The organism is Xanthomonas sp. 1678, assembly GCF_031455575.1.
Taxonomy (GTDB): domain Bacteria; phylum Pseudomonadota; class Gammaproteobacteria; order Xanthomonadales; family Xanthomonadaceae; genus Xanthomonas_A.
Genome location: NZ_JAVDSZ010000003.1, coordinates 12,850 through 30,022 on the forward strand (window position 1 = coordinate 12,850; position 17,173 = coordinate 30,022).

Annotated in this window: 16 protein-coding genes; 8 read left to right on the forward strand and 8 right to left on the reverse strand. The window is 70.1% G+C overall.

Features of this window, described 5'->3' with window-relative positions:
* Window positions 1–16: 16 nt before the first annotated feature.
* On the reverse strand, window positions 17–1,384 hold the full coding sequence (gene eat / locus J2Y70_RS06260) for an ethanolamine permease (protein ID WP_309914776.1): 1,368 nt from the start codon (window positions 1,382–1,384) through the stop codon (window positions 17–19).
* Between the two features lie 494 nt (window positions 1,385–1,878).
* On the opposite strand from eat, the gene J2Y70_RS06265 reads away from it, so the two are divergent.
* The gene (locus J2Y70_RS06265) at window positions 1,879–3,564 is read left to right on the forward strand and encodes a diguanylate cyclase (protein WP_309914781.1); all 1,686 of its coding nucleotides are present in this window, start codon (window positions 1,879–1,881) and stop codon (window positions 3,562–3,564) included.
* The gene (locus J2Y70_RS06270) at window positions 3,561–4,517 is read left to right on the forward strand and encodes a hypothetical protein (protein WP_309914784.1); all 957 of its coding nucleotides are present in this window, start codon (window positions 3,561–3,563) and stop codon (window positions 4,515–4,517) included. Before J2Y70_RS06265 ends, J2Y70_RS06270 begins: the two co-directional genes overlap by 4 nt.
* A gap of 477 nt (window positions 4,518–4,994) precedes the next feature.
* On the opposite strand, the gene J2Y70_RS06275 is transcribed toward J2Y70_RS06270, so the two are convergent.
* The 3 genes from J2Y70_RS06275 to yidD are packed head-to-tail and all read right to left on the reverse strand — an operon-like array spanning window position 4,995 to window position 7,465.
* Window positions 4,995–5,855: a M23 family metallopeptidase gene (locus J2Y70_RS06275; RefSeq protein ID WP_309914787.1), complete on the reverse strand. Its 861-nt coding sequence runs from the start codon at window positions 5,853–5,855 to the stop codon at window positions 4,995–4,997.
* Complete coding sequence (locus J2Y70_RS06280) at window positions 5,855–7,192, reverse strand: dihydroorotase (protein ID WP_309914790.1); 1,338 nt, start codon at window positions 7,190–7,192, stop codon at window positions 5,855–5,857. Before J2Y70_RS06280 ends, J2Y70_RS06275 begins: the two co-directional genes overlap by 1 nt.
* A complete protein-coding gene (gene yidD / locus J2Y70_RS06285; RefSeq protein ID WP_263113679.1) occupies window positions 7,193–7,465 on the reverse strand; it encodes a membrane protein insertion efficiency factor YidD in 273 nt (90 codons plus the stop codon).
* A 115-nt stretch (window positions 7,466–7,580) separates the two neighbouring features.
* On the opposite strand from yidD, the gene dksA reads away from it, so the two are divergent.
* Entirely contained in the window at window positions 7,581–8,684 is a 1,104-nt protein-coding gene (gene dksA / locus J2Y70_RS06290) for an RNA polymerase-binding protein DksA (protein WP_309914794.1), read from the forward strand.
* A 277-nt stretch (window positions 8,685–8,961) separates the two neighbouring features.
* Here dksA and J2Y70_RS06295 read toward each other — a convergent pair whose 3' ends face one another.
* Window positions 8,962–9,534 carry a peroxiredoxin gene (locus J2Y70_RS06295; RefSeq protein ID WP_263397958.1) on the reverse strand — a complete coding sequence of 191 codons (573 nt, stop codon included), beginning with the start codon at window positions 9,532–9,534 and terminating at the stop codon, window positions 8,962–8,964.
* 364 nt (window positions 9,535–9,898) lie between these two features.
* On the opposite strand from J2Y70_RS06295, the gene J2Y70_RS06300 reads away from it, so the two are divergent.
* The 4 genes from J2Y70_RS06300 (at window position 9,899) to J2Y70_RS06315 (ending at window position 12,597) form a co-directional block, all read left to right on the forward strand.
* On the forward strand, window positions 9,899–10,147 hold the full coding sequence (locus J2Y70_RS06300) for a hypothetical protein (protein ID WP_309914800.1): 249 nt from the start codon (window positions 9,899–9,901) through the stop codon (window positions 10,145–10,147).
* 158 nt (window positions 10,148–10,305) lie between these two features.
* Window positions 10,306–10,500 carry a hypothetical protein gene (locus tag J2Y70_RS06305; RefSeq protein ID WP_309914803.1) on the forward strand — a complete coding sequence of 65 codons (195 nt, stop codon included), beginning with the start codon at window positions 10,306–10,308 and terminating at the stop codon, window positions 10,498–10,500.
* On the forward strand, window positions 10,452–10,943 hold the full coding sequence (locus tag J2Y70_RS06310; protein WP_309914806.1) for a S41 family peptidase: 492 nt from the start codon (window positions 10,452–10,454) through the stop codon (window positions 10,941–10,943). The genes J2Y70_RS06305 and J2Y70_RS06310 overlap by 49 nt, the downstream gene beginning before the upstream one ends.
* 529 nt (window positions 10,944–11,472) lie before the next feature.
* Complete coding sequence (locus tag J2Y70_RS06315; protein ID WP_309914810.1) at window positions 11,473–12,597, forward strand: alpha/beta fold hydrolase; 1,125 nt, start codon at window positions 11,473–11,475, stop codon at window positions 12,595–12,597.
* 22 nt (window positions 12,598–12,619) lie between these two features.
* Here the strand turns inward: J2Y70_RS06315 and J2Y70_RS06320 are convergent, their stop codons facing one another.
* The 3 genes from J2Y70_RS06320 to cysS all read right to left on the reverse strand — a co-directional run bounded on the left by J2Y70_RS06320 (window position 12,620) and on the right by cysS (window position 16,133).
* Window positions 12,620–13,867, reverse strand: coding sequence for an MFS transporter (locus J2Y70_RS06320; protein WP_309914813.1), 1,248 nt, complete (start codon window positions 13,865–13,867; stop codon window positions 12,620–12,622).
* On the reverse strand, window positions 13,864–14,301 hold the full coding sequence (locus J2Y70_RS06325; protein ID WP_309914818.1) for a SufE family protein: 438 nt from the start codon (window positions 14,299–14,301) through the stop codon (window positions 13,864–13,866). The genes J2Y70_RS06320 and J2Y70_RS06325 overlap by 4 nt, the downstream gene beginning before the upstream one ends.
* A 422-nt stretch (window positions 14,302–14,723) precedes the next feature.
* The gene (gene cysS / locus J2Y70_RS06330) at window positions 14,724–16,133 is read right to left on the reverse strand and encodes a cysteine--tRNA ligase (RefSeq protein WP_309914821.1); all 1,410 of its coding nucleotides are present in this window, start codon (window positions 16,131–16,133) and stop codon (window positions 14,724–14,726) included.
* Between the two features lie 389 nt (window positions 16,134–16,522).
* Here cysS and J2Y70_RS06335 point away from each other — a divergent pair, with 389 nt between their 5' ends.
* Window positions 16,523–17,065 (forward strand): hypothetical protein, encoded by a 543-nt coding sequence (locus J2Y70_RS06335; RefSeq protein WP_309916197.1) that lies wholly within the window; start codon window positions 16,523–16,525, stop codon window positions 17,063–17,065.
* Window positions 17,066–17,173 lie beyond the last annotated feature (108 nt).

Sequence of the window (17,173 nt, forward strand, 5' to 3'; positions counted from 1 at the left end):
GGCGCCGTGTTCTCGATCATGCCTCGCCGGTGGCCTCGGCGGCGATGACGCCGCCGCTGCGGCGCAGGCTCAGCGCGCAGCAGCCCGCACCGAGCAGCATCAGGCCCAGGAACAGCAGCGCCAGCAGCGCGTTGAACCACACCATCGCCGCCAGGCACACCAGCGCCAGCAGCAGCGCCACGGCAGGCACCAGCGGATAGCCCGGCGCGCGGTAGCTGCGTTGCAACTGCGGCTCGGCGCGGCGCAGCTTGAACAGGCTGAGCATGCTCATGATGTACATGACGATCGCCCCGAACACCGACATCGTGATCATCGCCGCAGTCAACGACATGCCCTGCACCTGCACCAGCCCGTCGCTGTAGATCGCCGCCACCCCGACCACGCCGCCGGCCAGGATCGCGCGGTGCGGGGTGCGGAAGCGCGACAGCTTGGCCAGGCCGTGCGGCAGGAAGCCGGCGCGCGCCAGCGCGAAGAACTGCCGCGAATAGCCCAGGATGATGCCGTGGAAGCTGGCCACCAAGCCGAACAGGCCGATCCACACCAGCATGTGCAGCCAGGTCGAGTCGTTGCCGACCACCGCCTTCATCGCCTGCGGCAGCGGATCGTTGATGTTGGACAGCGTGCGCCAGTCGCCGACGCCGCCGGCCATGATCATCACCCCGAACGCCAGCGTCACCAGGGTCAGGATGCCGGCGATGTAGGCGCGCGGAATGGTGCGCCTGGGGTCCTTGGCCTCCTCGGCGGCCATCGCCGCACCTTCGATCGCCAGGAAGAACCAGATCGCGAACGGAATCGCGGCGAAGATGCCGCCGACCGCCGCCAGGCTGAAGCTGTCCGACCCGGCCCAGCCGCCGCGCGCGAAGTTGGCCACGCTGAAGCCCGGCGCGACCACCCCCATGAACACCAGCAGCTCGATCACCGCCAGCACGGTGACGATTAATTCGAAGGTGGCGGCGATGCCGACGCCGAGGATGTTCAAGGTCATGAAGATGGCGTAGGCGCCGACCGCGGCCAGGCGCGGGTCCAGCGTCGGGAACTGCACATTGAGGTAGGCGCCGATCGCCATCGCGATCGCCGGCGGCGCGAACACGAACTCGATCAGCGTGGCGATGCCGGCGATCATCCCGCCGGCGGTGCCGAATGCGCGCAGGCTGTAGGCGAACGGACCACCGGCGTTGGGAATGGCGGTGGTCAGTTCGGTGAAGCTGAAGATGAAGCAGGTGTACATCACCGCCACCAGCACCGTGGTGACCAGGAAGCCGAGCGTGCCGGCGGCGCCCCAGCCATAGCTCCAGCCGAAGTATTCGCCGGAGATCACCAGGCCCACGGCGATGCCCCACAGGTGCAGGGTGCCGAGGGTGGGTTTGAGCTTTTCGATCGTCATGCGCACATCTCCTGGACGGGGGGAGGGAGAGCGAACGCCGCGGCGAGATCCGCCGCGGGGATTGCGATTGCGCATTGCGCGCCGTTGCGGGCGCCGGGCCAGCCGCTGCAGGCTGGCCGTCCAACGGTTATACCGCAAAGCAGCATGGCGTCGCGCGCCTGGCCCGCGGCCGCATTTGGATACGATCGATGGTGGTGGCTGCGCTATGCTCGGCGCAGAGGTCAGGGGGGCCGTCAGTCCGGTGGGGACGGGCTACGCCGTGTTCGGCGCGGACGGGACGAGGAAGATCGAGTGGATTCATGCCGATGAGCGGGCGCGTGTCGCCGCCGTACCGGGCGGGCGCAAGCGCGTCCGGCCGGTTCGTCGTGTTCGGTGCCCAGGCGCCTGCGCGCCATCGACAGGCGGCGCGCGAGCCGTGGCGCCAGGCGCGCAGTTGGACGCCGGGTACGCAGCGTGGCCCAGCCCCCGGCGCGCCGACAGGCCATGATCGACGTATGACGCGCACGTGCCGTTGGTCGCGCTGGCTGCTGTTGCTGTGCGTGTGCGCGGCCGACGCCGCGCTCGCGCAGCGCGTGCACTTGCAACGGCTGCCCGCCGATCCGCCCGCCGCGGAGGTGGTGGCGGGCGCACACCTGGCGCAACTGCAGGACGACGTGCATGGCAGCACCTTGTACGAGCCGTCGAAGACGCCGACCTGGTGGCGGGTGCGCGCCGATCGCGCGATCGGCGCCGACGGCGATCCGCAACTGGTGCTGCAGGCGCCGTACCTGACCCGGGTGGAAGCCTGGGTGCCGGGCCAGGCCGCGCCGACCCGGCATGCGCTGTACGGCGCCGACGCCGACCTCGGCTATTCGACCCGCGCGCTCGTCATCGCGCTGCCGCATGGCCTGCCGCGAGGTGCCTCGGTCTGGCTGCGGGTGCAGGCGCCGGCGGCGGTCCCGATGCCGGTGTCGATCGCGCCGCTGGCGCAGGTGCATCGCGACGATCTGCACTACGTCGGCTGGCGCGCCTTCATCATCGGCTCGACCGCGGTGCTGGCGATCCTGGCCATCGCGTTGTGGGCGCGCCTGCGCGAGCGGGTCTACGGCTATTTCACCGCCAACGTCCTGTGCGTGCTGCTGTACCTGCTCGGCATCGGCGGCGAAGCGCGGGCGGTGCCGGGCCTGGACGTCCTGTTCGCTTCTTCGCCGGCGCCGATACGGATCGTGGCGGCGCTCGGCGGCTTCTTCATCATCAACTTCCAGCGCCGGCAACTGGAAATGCACCGGCAGCTGCCGCGGCTCGACCGGGTGCTGCAAGCCTGCGCGACCGTTCTGCTGTGCATCGCCGTGGCCTGCCTGGTGTCGACGGCGTCCTGGCTGAGCCTGCTGGGCAACCTGGCGCTGATCCTCGGCGCCATGTTGCTGCTGCCGTGCTCGCTGCTGCTGGCCTTGCGCGGGCAGCGCTACGCCTGGCACCTGCTGGCGTCGTGGGCGCCGCTGCTGACGTTCTGCGTGCTGCGCTGCCTGGAGCTGAGCGGCTGGCTGCGCCTGGACCAGGCCACGCCGTGGGTGGCGCACGGGATCAGCCTGGCGCTGGCCAGTTCGTGCCTGCTGGTGACGATCGGCCTGGCCGAGCAGATGCTGGAGCTGCGCCGCGACCGCGACCGGGTGAGCCGGCTGGCGACGGTGGACGGCCTCACCGGCATGCTGACCCGCGCGGCCACGCAGCAGCGCCTGGCGCAGGCGATGCTGGACGCCACGGCCGCCGCGCAGCCGCTGGCCGTGGCCTATATCGACATCGACCACTTCAAGCGCATCAACGACGTGCACGGCCACGCCGCCGGCGACGACTGCCTGCGCTGGGTCGCCGCCTGCGCCCGTGCGCGCCTGCGCAGCACCGACACGCTCGGCCGCCAAGGTGGCGACGAGATGCTGGTGCTGATGCCGGGCGCCACGCTTGCCGCGGCGCGACGCGTGGCCGAGGACATCTGCAGGCATCTGCACGAACAGCCCCTGCAGCGCGACGGGCAGACGCTGTCATGCACGCTGAGCGTCGGCGTGGCCCAATGGCGGCCAGGCGAAAGCATCGAGTCGCTGTTGCAGCGCGCCGACGCCGCGCTCTACGCCAGCAAGGCCGCCGGCCGCAACCGGGTCAGCGTTTCCGCGATCACGTCCACCCACCAGGAGTCTCCGCCATGAGCGCACGTCCCGCCGTCTCCGCACTCGATCCAGCGCAACTGCGCGTCGCCGACATCCTGCTGCAACTGGGCCGCGGCCCGGTCTCGGAACTGATCGCCTGGTGCGGCGACAGCATCTACAGCCATGCCGCGATCGTGGTCGACCAGGACCAGTTGATCGAAGCGGCGGCCGACGGCGTGCGCCGCTATCCGCTGCAGCAGCGGCTGGCCGATACCGGCAACTATCTGCTGATCGATGCCTACCGGCCGCTGAGCTACGCCGGCCTCGCGCTCGAGGACGCCGATCGCGCCAGCGTGCTGGCCAAGGCACAGTCCTTGCTCGGGGTCCCGTATCCACTGGACAGCCTGGCCACGCTGGGCGTGCTGGTGGCGATCCGCGGCAAGTGGCCGCAACACTGGCTGGCGCGGATCGTGGTGCGCGAGGCGCTGGACCATCTGGTCCGCGACACCCCCTCGCACATGGTGTGCAGCGAAGTGGTGTATCGCGCCCTGGCCGAATGCGACGCACAGCCGAGCGGGCGGCTGGCGCCGCAGATCGTGCTCAGCGGGCCGACCCACCTGCCGTTCCCGGACATGGACTGGAAGGCGCTGTGGGAGGAGGTCTGGCAGTTGCTGCACCCCAAGCGGCAGCAGGCGCTCGGCGACGTGGCGCAGCGCCTGGCCGCGGTGGAGGGGGCGCCGGCGGGCATGCTGGCGTCGTCACTGACCACCGTCGGCGACGACGAACTGGCCGCACGCGCCAATGCGGTCCGCGCCGGGCTGGGCCTGGACCCGCTGCCGATCACCACGCAAGCGCAGGACGACGGCTCGCTGCTGCTGGAGGCTGCCGCCGACGCCACGCCGACGCCGCTGCCGCATCCCAATCCGAAGCTGGTGATGCCGCTGGATCTGGCCAACAGCCCGTCGCACGTGGTGCTGGGCCGGCTGCTGCAGGCGGAGGATGCGCCGGCGTAGCTTCTAGGTGGGGATGCGGGAAACTGCGTCAGCTGTGACTGCTGCATCAGCTGCGACGGTTGTGGCAGCTGCGGCAGTGCGTTGGCGGATAGTGCCTGTCGCGGCTAAAGCCGCTCCTACAGTGCGCATGGCAAGTGTCTGTGCTTTTTGTAGGAGCGGCTTCAGCCGCGACCTTGTCCGAAGCCGAAAGGTCCGCCGCTGCGCCGATCGCGACCGAAGCCGGTTCTACAGGAAGGGCAAGCGCGCTTCGACATTTGTGGGAGCGACTTCTGTGGGAGCGACTTCAGTCGCGACGGGCTCTACCGGTAAGGCCCGTCGCGACTGAAGTCGCTCCCACAAAAAACAGTTGCTGTTACTTGGTCCGCTCCAGCACCAGCAGCGGATCCACACGTACGTCGAACCGCGCAAGACGAACGCTTCGGCTGCGGAGACGAAGAGCGCGCCGCCGCGCGCCGCTGCAGGTGAATCACCAGGCTGTTACTTGGTCCGCTCCAGCACCAGCAGCGGATCCACACGTATGTCGAACCAGTTCATCCCCCAATGCAGGTGCGGCCCGGTCGCGCGGCCGGTGGCGCCGACCGCGCCGAGCACCTGGCCCTGGGCGATACGGTCGCCGACCTTCACGTCGATCCGCGACAGGTGCAGGAAGTTGGAGCTGACCCCGTAGCCGTGGTCGAGCAGCACGGTGCCGCCGGTCAGGTACAGGTCCGGCGCGGCGAAGGTGACCACGCCGGCCGCCGGCGCCTTGACCGGGGTGCCGGTGGGCACGGCGATGTCCATGCCGGAGTGGCCGGCGCCGGCTTGCCCGTTGTACACGCGGGCGTTGCCGAAGCGGCCGCTGATGCGGCCCTGCACCGGCCAGATGAAGGGCGCGGCGAAGTCGGTGCGGTCGTCGTCGCGGTCGCGCGCGGCGGTGACCTGGGCCTGTTCGCGCTTGATCCGCTCGGCGACCGCCGGCGGCGGGTTGACCGTCTTCGGCGGCACGCCGTTGACGCGTTCGAGCGGCCAGTCGCGCGGGGTCACCGCGATGTCGATGCTCTCGCTGCCGCCGTCGGCGCGCTGCACCAGGAGCCGCAGCGGGCCGCGTTCGTCGCGGCCGATGCCGAACACCACGCTGCCGTAGCCGCTGACCCGCAGCGTGCGCCCGGCGTACTGCACGCGGCTGCCCGGCGGCACCTTGCCGATCACCAGCGCGCCCTGCGAGGCGCTGGCGGGGAATACGCTGCGCGTGTCGGCGCTGGCGGCGGGCGCGGCCTGCGCCTGCAGCGACGGCATCGCCGCGCCCCACGCCAGCAGGCCGAGCGCCAGCGCGGCGCCCGGCAGCATCCGGCGCCGCATCAGCGGTCGAACGCCAGGCGCTGCCCGTTGGGGCTGCCGACCAGACGGGTGCCGTCCCAGGCCAGCTCGCCGTTGACCCAGGTCGCCGCGATCCTGGAGCGGAAGCTGCGGCCCTCGAACGGCGACCAGCCGCACTTGGACAGGATGTCCTCGCGGCGCACGGTGAAGGAGACGTCGTCGATCAGCACCAGATCGGCGTGGTAGCCCTCGCGCAGGAAGCCGCGCTCGTGCACGTCGAACAGCAGCGCCGGCGCATGCGCGAATTTGTGCACCACCTGGGCCACGCTGAGCCGGCCCTCGTGGACCAGTTCCAGCGCCGCGACCAGCGCGTACTGCACCAGCGGCAGGCCCGACGGCGCCTGCGCATACGGCTTGCTCTTCTCTTCCCAGGTGTGCGGCGCGTGGTCGGTGGCGAGCACGTCGATCACGTCCTCGGCCAGCGCGCGGATCAGCGCCTCGCGGTCGCTGGCGTCCTTGATCGCCGGGTTGCACTTGATCAGGTTGCCCAGCGTGGCGTAGTCGGCGCGGTCGAAGCGCAGGAAGTGGATGCAGGTCTCTGCGGTGATGCGCTTGCCCTGGATCGGGCCGGGCGCGAACAGCGCCAGTTCGTCGGCGGTGGAGATGTGCAGCACGTGCAGGCGGGTGCCGTGCTTCTTGGCCAGCGACACCGCCAGCTGCGAGGACTTCAGGCAGGCCTCGCGCGAGCGGATGTCCGGGTGCATCTCCGGGGTCAGCGCCTCGCCGTATTTTTCCTTGAACGCGGCCAGGGTCGCGTCGATGGTCGGGGTGTCTTCGCAGTGGGTGATGATCGGGGTCGGCGCGTCGCGGAAGATCGCGTCCAGGGTCTGCGGGTTGTCCACCAGCATGTTGCCGGTGGAGGCGCCCATGAACACCTTGATCCCGGGTGCGGTCTTCGGGTCCAGGGTCTGGATCGCGGCCAGGTTGTCGTTGCTGGCGCCCAGGTAGAAGCCGTAGTTGCCCCAGGCGCGGCCGCCAGCGGCGTCGTACTTGGCCTGCAGCGCGGCCGCGCCCAGGGTCGGCGGGTTGGTGTTGGGCATGTCCATGAAGCTGGTCAGGCCGCCGGCCACCGCGGCCGCCGACTCGCTGGCGATGTCGCCCTTGTGGGTCAGGCCGGGTTCGCGGAAGTGCACCTGGTCGTCGATCATGCCGGGCAGCAGCCAGCGCCCGGCGGCGTCGACCACGGTTTCGCCGTCGCGGACGGCCAGCTGCGGGGCGATCGCGGCGATGCGGCCGTCGGCGATGCGCAGGTCGCCCTGGGTTTCCCGGCCTTCATTGACCAGGCGGGCGTTGACGATGAGGGTGGAGGAGGAGGGCATTCAGTGTTTTCCTGGGCAGCGGCAGGCCGGCGGCGCCGCGGGATCGGGCACCGGGTCGAACCCGCCGGGATGGAAGGGATGGCAACGGCCGACGCGGCGGGCGGCCATCCAGCCCCCGCGCAGCGCGCCGTAGCGGGCAAGGGCGGTGACCGCATAGGCCGAGCAACTGGGCACGAAACGGCAGCGCGGACCCAGCAGGGGGCTGATGAAGCGCTGGTACAGGCGCAGCAAGGCGATGAGAGCGCGGGCGATCACCCGGCCATGATATGCCAGTTGCGCGACGGGCCGCCGTTCACCGGCGTGTAGGCGGTGTGGTTGCCGCTGGGGGGCGGGTAGGCTATAAAGGCCCGCTTTCCCGGGCCCCGGGGAAACCAAGGAAGAGCGATTCGTGGCTGCTAAAAAACCTGCAAAGAAGGCCGTCAAGGCCGCCAAGAAGCCCGTCCCGCCCGTTGCCAAGAAGGCGACGGCGTCCGCTGCTGCCAAGCCGCTGAAGAAACCGGTGGCGAAGCCGGCAGCCAAGCCTGCGCCGGCAAAGAAGGTCCCGGCCAAGGCGGCGGCGAAGAAGCCGGCGCCCAAGCCGGCCGCCGCGCCCGCCAAGAAGGCCCAGGCCAAGCCGCCCGCCAAGCCAGCCAAGCCGGCGGCCAAGCCCGCCGCCGCGCCGAAGCAGGCCGCGCCCGCAGCAAAGTCGGCCACGCCGGCGGCGAAGCAGGCCGTGCCCGCAGCAAAGCAGAAATCGGCTACCGCCCCGGCCACCCCGGCGGTGTCCAAATCCGTACCGAAGCCGGCTGCCAAGCCGGCGCCGGCCAAGTCTGTCCCGGCCAAGGCCGTCACGCCTGCCGCAGCCCCGGTGTCCAAGCCGGTCGCCGCCAAGCCTGCCGCGCCCTCGGCCCCGCCACATAAGAATCCCGTGTCCGTTTCGAAATCCTCCGCGAAAACCCCGACCAAATCCGAATCCACCCCCAAGGCGCCGATCGCCAAGCCGACCGGCAAGGTTGCCGTCGCCGTGACCGCCAAGTCCAACACGCCCACCAAGCCGGCCAAGTACAAGGTGGTCGAGTACAAGACCGACGAAGCCACGGGCCGTCCGATCCTGCCCAAGGGCTACAAGCCGGCCGGCGACGAGGAGTACATGAGCACGCTGCAGCAGGAGTACTTCCGCCAGCGCCTGCTCAACTGGCGCGCCGATCTGGTGGAGGAGTCCAAGCAGACCATCGAGAACCTGCGCGACGAAGTCCGCGACATCGGCGACGAGGCCGAGCGCGCCACCCGCGAGACCGAGAACTCGCTGGAACTGCGCACCCGCGACCGCTACCGCAAGCTGATCGGCAAGATCGACAGCACGCTCAAGCGCCTGGATGCCGGCGACTACGGCTACTGCGTCGATACCGGCGAAGAAATCGGCCTGGAGCGCCTGGAGGCGCGCCTGACCGCAGAGCGCACCATCGACGCGCAGGAACGCTGGGAACACCTGCAGAAGCAGCAGGGCGACTGAGCCGTCTGCCTGGCGACAACATCAAGGGCCGGTCCAATGACCGGCCCTTTTTCGTTGCTGCGATTGAGGTTAGGGCAGCAGACAACACCCGATCCTCTGACCGCCATACTGACATCCGGGCTTGCACGGGCACCCTGTATCGGGGTTGACGCACTTGCTGCCGGAGCTGTGGGAGCTCACCGCCTGCGCTGCGCCGAAGCTCAGGGATCCGATCACTGCCAATGCCACCAGGGCACCCTTGATTCGCTGTGCTGCCGTCTTCATGGTTGGAGCTCCGTCATTGGATCGCGACCGACGCATCCTTGCGCGCGGCCTTGATCATCAGGTGGGTCACGTCGTCCTTGTTCTTGTTGGTGATCAGCCCGACATGGGAATAGAGAACCTTGCCGTCGTCATCGATCAGCACCAGGAGAGGTACCTGCTTTGCCCCCAGCAAGTGCTGGGATTTGCCGGAAAGCTGCGCCACCGGGAACGCGAACGCATTGCTCTGGGCGTAATGCCGAAGCGCCTGCGCTGCGCCACTGCCCATCCCGATCATCGACGGCGCTGCGGTCCCTGCCTGTTGCAGGGTTTGCTGCAACGACCTGACGGCAGCATTGGAGCGCTCGCAGACAGGACAGCCGGGTTGAAAGAAGTAGATCAACTGTCCGCTCCCGCCGGCCACGGTCAACGCTCGCCCCTGCACATCCACCATTTCGAGCGGGGGCAGCCATGTGCCCGGCTGCGGCCGCAGGCTTCGGTAAAAGGCTTGGTCTTGAAGCTCTTGCAACTGGCGGTTCTGATAGCCGAGCACGGCGACCAGGCTGCAGGCGACTGCCAAGGCAATGGCCAACAGGGGCGTACTTCTCATCGTGAGATCTCCCATATCCAGGGTGCGCGTTTGCAGTGAGCACTGCCGCACGCCGTCGTCCTTGTCCGCAGGGTAAGCGCGAGCTGCGAACCCGGTGATGGATGTTCATCCCAGTTCGCCGAACGCACCTAGGACAGCGGAAAGGGCGCGCCGCATCCGCTTGCAGCATTGCCGATTCGCGCACGTCGGCAGAGCAACTGCCGGCGTGTCGAACCATGGCATTGGCGTCGATCCAGCGGTCGGCCGCGGTGCATTGCGGCGTGTCCGGTCGGTCATGCCTCGCGCTTTCGGCGGTGGTGCGCCTGTCGCCTGCAATCGCTAGCATGCGCCAGGGCGGTAGTGTCCGGGCGCGAGGAGGCCGATCATGTGGCGGATGGCGATTTACGGGGCGGCGGCGTGGGCATTTCTTTGCCTGCAGACGCCGGCACAGGCGCAAACCGCAGCGGTGACCTCTGCCGAGCGGGACGCACTGATCCATGCGGTGGCGGTCAAGTTGGAAGCGGAGTACATGGATCCACTGCTGGCCAGGAAAATGGGCAAGGCGCTGCAGCGTCACGCCGCGCGCGGCGACTACGAACGTATCGACGACCCCGCCGCACTGACCGCCGCCTGACCGAGGACCTGCGCGCGGTCAGCCACGACGGGCACCTGTGGCTGGAATACCACCCGGAGGGCGCCCGCGACGAACCGCTGTATCCCAGCCGCGCCGACCTGGATGCGGCGCGGCCGGCGGTCGCCAGGGACAATTTCGCGTTCGACAAGGTCGAGCGGATGCAGGGCAACGTCGGCTACGTCAAGTTCCGCATCTTCGCCTATCCCTACCTGGCGGCGGCGACCGCCAGCTGGGCGATGGACTTCGTCGCCAACACCGATGCGCTGATCATCGACCTGCGCGAGATTTCGGCGGCGATCCGGCGATGGCGGCGTTCATCGCCAGCTATCTGTTCGACGGCCGCGTGCACTTGAACGACATTTACACCCGCAAGCACGGCGCGACCGAGCAGTTCTGGACCACGCCGACGGTGCCCGGGCGCGCGTTCGGCGGCAGCAAGCCGCTGTACGTGCTGACCAGCAAGCAGACGTTCTCTGCGGCCGAGGATTTCGCCTACGCGCTGAAGCATCTCAAGCGCGCCACCGTGGTCGGCGAGGCCACCGGCGGCGGCGCGCATCCCAGCCGCGCCTTCCGGCTCACCGAGCATTTCGCCATCAGCGTGCCGTATGCGAAATCGGTGAGCCCGATCACCGGCGGCAACTGGGAGGGTGACGGGGTGGCGCCGGATGTCGCGGTGCCGGCGGCCCAGGCGTTGCAGACGGCCTACCGCATGAGCCTGGAGGGCCTGCTGGCGGCGAGCCGCGATGCGGGCGAGGCCGAACGCCTGCGTGGATTGCTGGAAACGCACGGCCAATAGCCCGCGCGCTGCAATGCCGGCGATACCGGCGCATGCGACGACCCAATATACGGTCGCGCTCGTGCCAGGCCGCGCGCATGCGACGCCCCGCGCGGTGGCCATCTGCGGCGTTGCAGATGCGGCGTTGCAGATGCGGCGCCTCACGCCGCGCGCGTTGCGTTGCATGGCGACCTGGCCGAGGTCCGACACCGGCAGCTGCAGCAATAACCGGTTGCCCATGACCATCTGTCCGATCACTAGGCTCGGTCCTGGGTGACGCGGTGCATGCCGGGCAGGTGCCGTGGCTTAAATCCGCCTGTCATGCCGCCGCCGCAGACTGAACGCGTGGCGCATGGCCACGCGGCCGCCGCCTCCCGATGCTTTTCAGTCGCCTTTCCCGGATGCCGCAGTGCGTGGCCATGACGATCGCGCACGCGCCTGCAGCGGTGCGCCGCATCGTCGCGCGTAGCGGACGCGCGGCGCAGCACCAGCGGACGGGGACGCCGACGTTGGCTCGGCGCTGTCCGTGTCGCGCCGCGGGAGCATGCGCATGAGTCGCGCATCGGTGCGCGATGCGCGGCGGCCTGGCACGCGCGAGGGGCGCAGCGGCAAATGGCGCAGGCTGCGCTGGCCGCTGCTGATCGTGCTGGTGCTGCTGGCGGCGCTGGCGCTCGGGCCGCGGGTCGATTCGGCGCTGCCGCAGATCGCGATGCCGAGCGTGCCGCAGGACCCGCTTGCGCTGCAGGTCTGGCTGGACGCGCGCGAACGGGCCACGCCGGGCCTGCGCAAGGACAACCAGGCGCGCATCGTCTGGGCCGACCCGGCGCATCCAGGGCGCCGCGATTGCGCCATCGTCTACCTGCACGGCTTCACCGCCAGCCAGGGCGAGGGCGCGCCGACCCATCTGCGCCTGGCGCGCAGCTTCGGCTGCAACCTGTACCTGCCGCGATTGCCGGGGCACGGCCTGGTCGCCGCCGACGCCTTGCGCGACGTCGATGCGCCGCGCCTGCTCGGCGGCGCCGCCGAGGCGCTGGCGGTGGCGCGGGTGCTGGGCCGGCGGGTGGTGGTGATCGGCAATTCGATGGGCGGCGCGCTGGCGCTGCAGACCGTGGCTGCGCATCCGCAGCAGGTACAGGCCTTGGTGCTGTGGTCGCCGCTGGTGCGCGAGCACGGCGAGCAACTGCAGCCGCTGCTGTGGCCGTGGGGCGCGCAGCTGCTGCTGTGGTCGCGCAACGGCGGCGATCCGGTCATGCGCTATCCGGTCGACAGCGGCTACTGGGCCGACGCCACCCATGTCGACGGCTACCGCGCGCTGGCCGCGCTGACCCGCGGCGGCATGCTGCCGGCGACCTATGCGCGGATCCGCGTGCCGGTGTTCCTCGGCTACTACTATCGCGACGCGCAGCAGCAGGACGCGACGGTATCGGTGGCGGCGATGCAGGCGATGTTCGCGCAGCTGGGCACGCCGAAGGCGCTGCGCCAGGCGGTGGATTTTCCGGAGGCCGGCAACCACGTGCTGGCCTCGCCGATCCGCTCCAGGGCGGTGCCGGCGGTGTTCGCGGCGACCTGCCGGTTCCTGGCCGGCAAGGGCGGACTGACCCAGCCGGCGGAGCTGCCCGACTGCGCCGCGGCATGGGCTGCCGACGAGCGCGCGGACGCGGCTGCGGCGCGCTGAGCGGCGCGCCGCCCGCACGCCGTCATTGCAGTTCGCGCAGGTCCAGCTTGCGCAGTTTCGGCGCCTTCCAGGCGGTGGTCGCGACCACGCCCAGGGTCACGCAACCGCCGATCACCACCGCCGGCACCAGGCCGACCAGTCGCGCCATGACCCCGTCGTAGAACGCGCCCAGCTCGTTCGACGAGCCGATGAAGATGCCGCTGATCGAGGACACGCGCCCGCGCATCGCATCCGGCGTGGCCAGCTGCAGGATGGTCGAGCGCACGACCACCGACACGCCGTCGCACATGCCGTAGACCAGCAGGATCGCCGCCGACAGCCAGAAATGCCGCGACAGGCCGAAGGCGATGGTGCACAGGCCGAAACCGGCCACCGCCAGCATCAGGATGCGGCCGGCGTTGCGTTGCAGCGGGCGCCGCGCCAGCCACAGCCCGACCAGTACCGAACCCAGCGCCGGCGCGCCGCGCAGGATGCCCAGGCCCTCGGGACCGTAGTGCAGGATGTCGTGGATGAAGGCCGGCAGCATCGATACCGCGCCGCCGAGCAGCACCGAGAACATGTCCAGCGCCATCGCGCCGAGCATGATCTGGTTGGAGAACACGAACTGCGCGCCTTCGGCGATGCTGCGGAAGATCGGCGCGCGCGGGCCGTCGTTGACCGGCTCGGCGACGCGCAGCAGGAACAGCGCCAGCATCGCCACGCAGGCCACCGCCATCGCCACACCGTAGGACAGGCCCTTGCCGCCCCAGCCGACCAGCACCCCGCCCAGCGCCGGCCCGATCACCATGCCGGTCTGGAACACCACGCTGCCGATGCTGGCGCCGCGCGCATAGGCCTCGCGCGGCAAGGCGCGCGCGAACAGCGCGTTGTACACCGGCGACAGGAACGCGCGCGCGGCGCCGGTCAGCGCGATCGCCGCGTAGATCGGCCATACGCCGTGCATCGGCAGCCAGCCACGGGTCAGCGCGGTCAGTACTCCTGCGGTCGCGACCAGGCCTAGGCTGGCGAGCATGCCCAGCCGGCGCCGCGGCAGGTGATCGACCAGGTAGCCGGCGAACGGCGCGATGCAGAAGAACGGCAGGATCTCGGCCAGCCCGATCAGCCCCAGCGAGAACGGATTGCGGGTGATCTCGTAGATGTGCCAACCGACCGTGACCGCGACGATCTGGTAGGACAGCATCGTGCAGATGCGGTAGGCCAGCACCAGCGCGAAGCCGGGATGCGCCAGCAGCGTGCGCAGGCTTTGTGCAGGAGGGAGCGGGGCGCTCATGCCTGCGCGCGCGCGCTGTCCTGGATGAACGCCAGGATCGCGGCCAGGCCGTTGCTGCGGGTCGGCGACAGGTGCTTGCCCAGGCCGATGGCGGCGACGAAGTCCGGCGCGGTGGCGAGGATGTCGGCGGCGCTGCGCCCGGAGTAGACCCGCAGCGCGAGGTAGATCAGCCCGGAGACGATCGCCGAATCGCTGATCGCATGGAACACCAGGCGCTGCGCGCCGCCCTCGGGCACGATCCAGACCATCGACTGGCAGCCGTGCAGGCGGTGCTCCTCGATTTTCCATTCCTCGGGGAACGCGGGCAGCTTGCGGCCCAGATCGATCAGGTACTGGTAGCGCTCGGACCAGTCGCCGAAGAAGCCGAATTCTTCGGCGATGGCGGCCTGGGCGTCGGCGGGCGTGGGTTCGAGTGGGAAATCGGTATCGGTCATCGCAAATCCAAGGTCAAGCGGTAAAGCCCCTCTCCCTCGGGAGAGGGGTTGGGGTGAGGGTACGGGCGCAGCCTCGCGAAAAATCGACGCCAGGTGCTACGCCCCGTAGCCTCATCGGCGCTGCCGTACCCTCATCCGCCCCTTCGGGGCACCTTCTCCCGGTGGGAGAAGGAAAGAGCTCGGCTGCGATTCCAGCACGCGCCTTTTCGAGGACTGGGATCGAGCGGGAAATCGGTATCGGTCATCGCAAATCCAAGGTCAAGCGGTAAAGCCCCTCTCCCCGGGGAGAGGGGTTGGGGTGAGGGTACGGGCGCAGCCTCGTGAAAAATCGACGCCAGTTGCTTCGCCCGTACCCTCATCCGGCGCTGCGCGCCACCTTCCCCCGAAAAGGGGGCCGTGGTCCCGATGGGAGAAGGAAGCGCTCAGCCGCGCTTCCAACGCACGCCTTGCGCGGTGTCTTCCAGCACCACGCCTTCGGCGGCCAACTGCTGGCGGATCGCGTCGGCGCGGGCGAAGTCGCGGCTCTTCTTGGCGGCGCTGCGTTCGTCGATCAACGCCTGGATGCGCGCATCGTCGCCGTCGCCGGCGCCACGGTTGAACCAGGCCGTCGGTGTCTGCTGCAGCAGGCCCAGCGCCAAGCCTGCGCCGAGCAGGTCGGACTTGGCCTGCCGCAACTGCGCTTCCAACTGCACGTCGCGCGCTGCATCGGCAGCGCCGGCCGGCGCGAGCAGTTGCCGCGCGGCAGCGGCGATCCGCGACACTTCGGCCAGCGCCTGCGGCGTGTTGAGGTCGTCGTTCAGCGCCTCCTCGATGGCTGCCGGAATCGCAGCGGCCGCCTGGATGCCGTCCAGATCGCGCAACGTCCCATACAGCCGGTCCAGGGTGCGCACCGATTGCTCGATCAGCGCATCGGACCAGTCCAGCGGCTGCCGGTAGTGCGCGCTGAGCAGCGCGTAGCGCAGCGCTTCGGGCGGGTGCCGGTCGATCAGTGCGTGCACGGTCTCGATGTTGCCCAGCGACTTGCTCATCTTGGCGCCGCCGAAGTTGAGCATGCCGTTGTGCAGCCAGAACCGGGCGAAGGTGGCGCCGCCGTGGGCGCACTCGCTCTGCGCGATCTCGTTCTCGTGGTGCGGGAACTGCAGGTCCACGCCGCCGGCGTGGATGTCGATGGTCGGCCCGAGGTGCGCGGCGGCCATCGCCGAGCATTCGATGTGCCAGCCGGGGCGGCCGCGGCCCCACGGCGAATCCCAGCCGGGCAGGTCGTCGCTGGACGGCTTCCACAGCACGAAGTCGCCCGGGTCGCGCTTGTACGGGGCGACCTCGACGCGGGCGCCGGCCAGCATCTCCTCCGGGTCGCGGCGCGACAGCTTGCCGTAGCCGGCGAAGCTGGCCACCGCGAACAGCACGTGGCCCTCCGCCGCGTAGGCGTGGCCGCTGCCGACCAGCCGTTCGATCATCGCCACGATCTGCGGGATGTGCGCGGTGGCCTCCGGCTCCAGGTCCGGCGGGGTCACGCCCAGCGCGGCCATGTCCTGCCGGTAGATGGCGGCGAAGCGGTCGGTGATGGTGGCGATCGGCACGCCCTGCGCCTGTGCGGCGGCGTTGATCTTGTCGTCCACGTCGGTGATGTTGCGCGCGTAGCGCAGCGCGCCGTAGCGGCGCCGCAGCAGCGCGGCCAGCACGTCGAACACCACCGGGCCGCGCGCGTTGCCGATGTGCGCGTAGTTGTAGACGGTGGGGCCGCAGACATACAGCGTGGGGCCGGCCACCGGGTCGAGCGGTTCGAAGGCGTCGACCCGGCGGGTCAGGTTGTTGTGCAGGCGCAGGGTCATCGGCATCGGGCGTGGGGAAGCCGGTCGATTCTACCGGCAGCGGCCCGGGGCGTCTCATCCGTTGCCGTGGCCGCCGAATCGTGTCCGGCAGGCCCCAGCCGGCAAGGGTGGCAGTCACGACCGGCGGCCAGCGGCCAGAGTGCGCCAGGCGGCTGGCATCCTGCGGGCAGCAGCTTCGACCGTCGCCTGTCGTGCGTCCGACCGGCGCATCGAACGCATGCGGGCACGCATTCGCTGCCTCTCACTTCCTCGCGCCGCGCGCGCGACGCCTGTCCCGAATGGACGGGTGCCCCGGGGCGGGGCAGGCCGCCTGGGCGTAGGCTCGCGTTCAGCCCGACGCAAGGCGCCATGCCTACACTGCTCGTTCTGTCCTTCGAAGCCTGGTGCCGATGCGTCCGTACCTGTTGTTGCCGCTGGTCGGCCTGTTCGCATGCGGCGCGGCGCCGGTCTGGGCGCAGGACAGCGAGACGCGCAACCGCGTGGTGGTGATCGAGAACGTCAGGCTCGACTACGCGCAGGTCCTCAACGTGGAGCCGGTCTACCAGACCTTGCGCGCGACCCGCACCGAGCAGCAGTGCGACGCGGTCGAGGCGCCACCGCCGGCCCCGGCCGCGGCCGCGGCCAAGCCGGCGCAGGACGACAGCCGCTTGAACCGGTTGATGGATTCGGTGAAGGACATCTTCAGCCGCCGCCACGAAGAGGCGCCCGCGCCGGTGGCCGCCGCGGCGCCGGCGCCGCCGTCGAGCGGGCGCAACTGCCGCATGGTCGAGGTCGGCCGCGAGTTCCGCCGCCCGATCGCCTACGACGTGGACTATGTGTACAAGGGCACCAAGTACCGCTCGCGACTGCCGGAGGATCCGGGCAACCGGCTGCGCATCCGCGTGTCGGTGGCGCCGTACGTGCCCGATGCGCTCGTGGTGCCGCCGCGCTGAGCGCGCGCTTGCGCCTGCGGCGTGCGCGTGCGAGGATGCGCGCCGATGAAAGCGAACCTGCCCCAACACGATCTCAGCGCCGCCCGCATGGCCTCGGGCATGACGTCG

What these genes read in the sequence shown, in the direction of transcription:
- eat (WP_309914776.1), bottom strand. Translation starts at nt 1,384, where the DNA reads ATGACGATCGAAAAGCTCAAACCCACCCTCGGCACCCTGCACCTGTGG.
- J2Y70_RS06265 (WP_309914781.1), top strand. Translation starts at nt 1,879, where the DNA reads ATGACGCGCACGTGCCGTTGGTCGCGCTGGCTGCTGTTGCTGTGCGTG.
- J2Y70_RS06270 (WP_309914784.1), top strand. Translation starts at nt 3,561, where the DNA reads ATGAGCGCACGTCCCGCCGTCTCCGCACTCGATCCAGCGCAACTGCGC.
- J2Y70_RS06275 (WP_309914787.1), bottom strand. Translation starts at nt 5,855, where the DNA reads ATGCGGCGCCGGATGCTGCCGGGCGCCGCGCTGGCGCTCGGCCTGCTG.
- J2Y70_RS06280 (WP_309914790.1), bottom strand. Translation starts at nt 7,192, where the DNA reads ATGCCCTCCTCCTCCACCCTCATCGTCAACGCCCGCCTGGTCAATGAA.
- J2Y70_RS06295 (WP_263397958.1), bottom strand. Translation starts at nt 9,534, where the DNA reads ATGAGAAGTACGCCCCTGTTGGCCATTGCCTTGGCAGTCGCCTGCAGC.
- J2Y70_RS06300 (WP_309914800.1), top strand. Translation starts at nt 9,899, where the DNA reads ATGTGGCGGATGGCGATTTACGGGGCGGCGGCGTGGGCATTTCTTTGC.
- J2Y70_RS06305 (WP_309914803.1), top strand. Translation starts at nt 10,306, where the DNA reads ATGCAGGGCAACGTCGGCTACGTCAAGTTCCGCATCTTCGCCTATCCC.
- J2Y70_RS06310 (WP_309914806.1), top strand. Translation starts at nt 10,452, where the DNA reads ATGGCGGCGTTCATCGCCAGCTATCTGTTCGACGGCCGCGTGCACTTG.
- J2Y70_RS06315 (WP_309914810.1), top strand. Translation starts at nt 11,473, where the DNA reads ATGAGTCGCGCATCGGTGCGCGATGCGCGGCGGCCTGGCACGCGCGAG.
- J2Y70_RS06320 (WP_309914813.1), bottom strand. Translation starts at nt 13,867, where the DNA reads ATGAGCGCCCCGCTCCCTCCTGCACAAAGCCTGCGCACGCTGCTGGCG.
- J2Y70_RS06325 (WP_309914818.1), bottom strand. Translation starts at nt 14,301, where the DNA reads ATGACCGATACCGATTTCCCACTCGAACCCACGCCCGCCGACGCCCAG.
- cysS (WP_309914821.1), bottom strand. Translation starts at nt 16,133, where the DNA reads ATGACCCTGCGCCTGCACAACAACCTGACCCGCCGGGTCGACGCCTTC.
- J2Y70_RS06335 (WP_309916197.1), top strand. Translation starts at nt 16,523, where the DNA reads ATGCGTCCGTACCTGTTGTTGCCGCTGGTCGGCCTGTTCGCATGCGGC.